Annotated in this window: 4 protein-coding genes; all 4 read right to left on the reverse strand. The window is 49.9% G+C overall.

Annotation, left to right across the window (positions count from 1 at the left end; all coding sequences use genetic code 11):
- A partial coding sequence (locus tag VN105_RS12765; protein WP_325641427.1) for a sodium:solute symporter occupies nt 1-1,653 on the reverse strand: 1,653 nt, incomplete at its 3' end.
- Nucleotides 1,650-1,778: a hypothetical protein gene (locus tag VN105_RS12770; protein ID WP_325641429.1), complete on the reverse strand. Its 129-nt coding sequence runs from the start codon at nt 1,776-1,778 to the stop codon at nt 1,650-1,652. The genes VN105_RS12770 and VN105_RS12765, both read right to left, overlap by 4 nt.
- Nucleotides 1,779-1,781: 3 nt before the next feature.
- Complete coding sequence (locus VN105_RS12775) at nt 1,782-1,958, reverse strand: hypothetical protein (RefSeq protein WP_325641431.1); 177 nt, start codon at nt 1,956-1,958, stop codon at nt 1,782-1,784.
- Between the two features lie 13 nt (nt 1,959-1,971).
- Nucleotides 1,972-4,449: a PIG-L family deacetylase gene (locus VN105_RS12780; protein ID WP_325641433.1), complete on the reverse strand. Its 2,478-nt coding sequence runs from the start codon at nt 4,447-4,449 to the stop codon at nt 1,972-1,974.
- Nucleotides 4,450-4,577 lie beyond the last annotated feature (128 nt).

The following is a 4,577-nucleotide window of genomic DNA, read 5'->3' on the forward strand; positions in this document are numbered from 1 at the left end:
GCCGAGCAATAACACCAGGAGGCAGCCAATGGCATTGAGCCACAGGAAAGATACTGTGCCCGTCCAGTAAATTACCAGAACAGCCACTTCCGCGATGATGGCCGCCCAGAAAGTAGCAGCGCCTCCTACCCGCTTCAGGTAAAAAGCGACCAGGAAAATGCCAAGTATCACCCCATAAAACCAGGAGCCCAGTATATTCACCACTTCTATCAAACTGCCAAGACTACCGGCAAACTGCGCCACCACAATACAGAACACACCCCAGATCAACGTCCATAGTTTTGATATTCTGAGATAGTGTTCTTCCGTAGCATGCGCATTATATAACCGCTTGTACACATCAATAACGGTGGTAGACGCCAGCGAATTTAATGCGGCCGCAATACTGCCCCAGGCCGCCAGGAAAATGATGGCGATCAGCAACCCTACCAATCCTTTCGGTAAACTGTTCACCACGAAATGAAGGAATATGTAATTGGTGTCATTGGTGTCTGCTGTTGGATCCGCATCTTTTATGAGCGACAATGCTGCTGTTCTTACTTCCTGCGACTGATCATCAGTTTGCTGCAATGCTTTTTTGGCGGAAGCAATGCGGGCGCTGTTATCCGTTTCCAGCGCTGCCGCCAGGTCCTTTACCTGCTGCTGTTTTAACGAGCCCAGTGCATTGTACCGGTCTTCCAATTTCAGTAAAGCCGGCCCCTGTTCTGTTTTATGGATCCTTGCCAGTTGCGCTTCATTAAAGAAAATGGGCGCACGGAAATACAGGTAAAACACAAATACCAGCGCGCCTATGAGCATGATCAGGAATTGCATAGGCACTTTCACCAGGCCATTCATCAGCAGCCCCATACGGCTCTCCTTCACCGACTTGGCGGTAAGGTAGCGGCCCACCTGCGACTGGTCCGTACCAAAGTACGATAATGCCAGGAAGAAGCCCCCTATCACACCACTCCATATATTGTATTTATCTTTCCAGTCGAATTTTGTAACAATCACATTCAGCTTATCCATTTTGCCGGATACCTGCAATGCCTGCTTCAGCCCTATATCCGCAGGCAACAGGTGCACTACCATCCATCCTGCCAGGAACATACCGCCGAAAATAATGGTGAGCTGAAACGTTTGTGTATACGCCACCGCACGGGTACCACCCGCCACCGTGTAAATGATCAGCAGCCCGCCCATGATCATGTTTGTCCAGTACAGGTTCCAGCCAAGTAAGGAAGATAATATGATAGAAGGTGCACAGATACTGATGCCGGTAGATAATCCCCTTTGGATCAGGAACAGTGATGACGCAAGGGTACGCGTTTTCAGATCGAAACGCTGTTCCAGAAATTCATAGGCCGTATATACTTTCAGCTTATGAAAGATGGGAACAAACGTAATACAAAGCACTACCATCGCCAGGGGCAAGCCGAAGTAATATTGCACAAAGCGCATCCCGTCTGTATAGGCCTGGCCGGGCGCTGATATAAAGGTAACAGCACTTGCCTGGGTACCGATGATAGACAGCAGGATGATATACCAGGGCATAGACTGGTTATCCAGGAAATAACTTTCCATGTTTCGCTGGCCACGACTTTTCCAGACGCCATAGCATATGATTATAGTGAGGGTACCAACCAGTACCATCCAATCTAAAGGGCTCATGAAAATGTTTTGGTGAATAAGTAGAAGAGCATGATCAGTAACAGCAGCCAGGCTATTACCAAAGCATACCACCATCCCCATGATGGAAACAACGGTGGTTTTTCTTCCTGCAGGTTATCTGCCATAGTCTAATCGTTTGAATTACTTTTAGTCCACATACTGCTGGTAAGCAGTCCCAGTGCAATACCAATGATCAATCCCACCTGCACGCGCTTGATAGTAAATCCGATCAGCAAGCCGAGGATAATACAGAAGCCGGCAGCGATCTTCAGCCTGGGACGGTTTTCTTGATTTTTCTTACTCATTATCTTACAGCCACTATTTTACAGAAATCAGGTTTACAAATAAACGGTATGCCCCCGGCACACCGGCAGGCAGCTGCCTGAAAAAGGATAAGCCGGTGTACACATAGCATCCTTTGCCATAATGCGCTACCAGCGTGGATCCGCTGAGCGGCGATTCGCCTTTGTCGTGCATGCTGAAAGGCTTGTCGTACGCCTTATCGGCATTAGCCGTATAATACAGCCCGCGCTCCTGCACCCAGCCGTTAAAATCCGCCTCGCTAATTTCGTTGGGATAATGCAGTACCGGGTCTTTCGGATCGTTGAAAGTAACGGGTGCATTTTCATCCGTTACACGGTCGCGCGACAGGCTGAACGGATAGGGTCCAAGGTCTGTTGTTACCAGCGGACCATTCACATTATACTGGATCACCAGCTTGCCGCCGTTGTTCACATATTCCATCAGTTTGGGCTGCCAGTATTTCATACGTGCGTTTACGTTATAGGCCCGCACCCCTGTGATGATCGCATCATACTGTTGCAGGTTGCCGCTCATGATCTCCTTCTCTCCCAGTTCTGTTACATCGTATCCTACCTGGCGCAGCGATGCCGCCACCATATCACCGGCTCCGGGGATATATCCAAGCCGGTTACCATTATGTTTCAGGTTCACGGACACCAGCCTTGCCTGTGCCGGCGGGAACAATGTGATCAGCGGGATATGATCGTACCGGATCTGCTGCAGGCTTTGCGTATATTCCTTACCGTTACAGGTCATTACTACGGTAAAAGTATCCGCATGATTTTCCGCTACGCCTTTTACCGGTTTGATATCAAAGCGCAGTTCCACTTCATCTCCTTTTTGTTTCAGGCTGAACGGCTGGCTGTTGCCATCGCTGAACCCGGCGGGTAACTGCAGGCGCACGGTGCCCTGGGTATTATCTGCCATGGCGCGGAGCTTCACCGGTATGGATTGTGCTTTGCTATCGGTGAAAATATATACCTGGTTGCTGAGGTCTGCCACTACCGGCGGAGCTATTACCAGTGGCTGGTACAGCTCTCCCTTAACAGGGTCAGTATATTTATATTGCAGCGGGCGCGCAATAGTAAAGGACTGACCGCCGATGGTAAGATGGATCTGCGCCTGCAATACAGGAATATTTTCCGGGTTGCCCACCAGCAACGGATCGTTGATAATGTAAGTGCCTACCGGGTGAGGCTCCGCCAGCCAATAAGGCTGCGATTCCGGGGTATTAACTGGCACCTGCAGCGTTTTGGAAATGCTGGTGAATTTGTTGAAGGCCAGTGCTTGCTGCTCTCCGGCATTGGTATTGCCGGGCAGCTCTATTTTATCGAGTGTAATTTTTACCGGGCCCCTGTTGATCAATTGTACGGTAGCTTCCATATTGGCGCCTGGCACTACAGTGGGCGATGTGCTGTAGGCTTCTGCCCACAGGCCGGCGCAGGCATAGATCAGTTGTTCGGTTTCTTTCAGCTTCAGGTTACGCCAGTAGCCATCGGGCAAAGCCTGGATGGCGCCGCGTATTTCCAGCAGGGCTGGTACAGAAGCTGCGGGATCTTCCATGTTATATGCCGCTAGCGCAGCGTCTACGAGCGCGCCTATTTTATTGCCACCGGGTACTCTTGTCCAGCTGGTATTGATATCATCCAGCAAACTCCTTTTAGGCGTGTTGCCTTTGATGGTAAGAAAGTATTCCTGCGAGCTGCCACGGGAAGCGGCTACGCCAAATCCCTGGCTTTTGTGCTGGGAGCGGCTTTCAGCGGCTATTTCTCCAAAGCCCTTTCCAAGCAGCGGGTTGAAAGCGCCTACATCTATCTTAAACTGATCGTCGGACGTGGTGTTGATACTGCCAAAACTGAAGGTGTTCCAGAGGATGCGTTTTGCCTGCCATGGTTTCACCAGTTTAAGCTGCTCAGGGAAACGCTTGGGGTCAGCGGCGGCGCTGTACGCTTCTTCCGCCAGCATGGCCGATGCGGTGTGATGCCCGTGTCCGGCGCGGCTATCTGCCGGGAAGCGGCAAATGATCACATCCGGCTGGAATTTACGGATCATATATACTACATCTCCCAAAATCTGCTCCCTGTTCCAGATAGTAAATGTTTCCTGCGGGTTTTTAGAAAATCCGAAATCCTGGGCACGGGTAAAAAACTGTTCCGCTCCATCAATCCGGCGGGCAGCCAGCAGCTCCTGTGTACGGATCAGCCCCAGCAATTCCGACTGCTCGTTCCCTACCAGGTTTTGTCCGCCATCGCCGCGGGTGAGCGACAGGTAACCCGTGCGATACAGCTTTTCCTTTGCCAGGTAGCCAAGCAAACGGGTGTTTTCATCATCAGGATGGGCGGCAATGTATAATACACTTCCAAGCGTATCCAGCTTCTTCAGTTGCAGTTTTATATCAGCGGCATTCCATACAGGTGAAGGTTGTGCCAATGCGGGTAAACGCAATACTGCCAGTAAAATTATAACCAGTGCGGTAGATCGTCTTATAAACATTTGATGATTCGTGAATTTACAGATTCACGAAAGTAATAATTAATTGGTGGCAGGAAAGATAAATATGATGAACGTACAACGGGGTACGTATATGAACACCATTTGTATCAAAAACGAACAATTTAAAT

Source organism: Chitinophaga sp. (assembly GCF_035564935.1).
In the GTDB taxonomy this organism is placed as follows: domain Bacteria; phylum Bacteroidota; class Bacteroidia; order Chitinophagales; family Chitinophagaceae; genus Chitinophaga.

Bases quoted from the DNA above. Each gene is read 5' to 3' on its own strand.
- VN105_RS12770 (WP_325641429.1), bottom strand. From the start codon at position 1,778: ATGGCAGATAACCTGCAGGAAGAAAAACCACCGTTGTTTCCATCATGG.
- VN105_RS12775 (WP_325641431.1), bottom strand. From the start codon at position 1,958: ATGAGTAAGAAAAATCAAGAAAACCGTCCCAGGCTGAAGATCGCTGCC.
- VN105_RS12780 (WP_325641433.1), bottom strand. From the start codon at position 4,449: ATGTTTATAAGACGATCTACCGCACTGGTTATAATTTTACTGGCAGTA.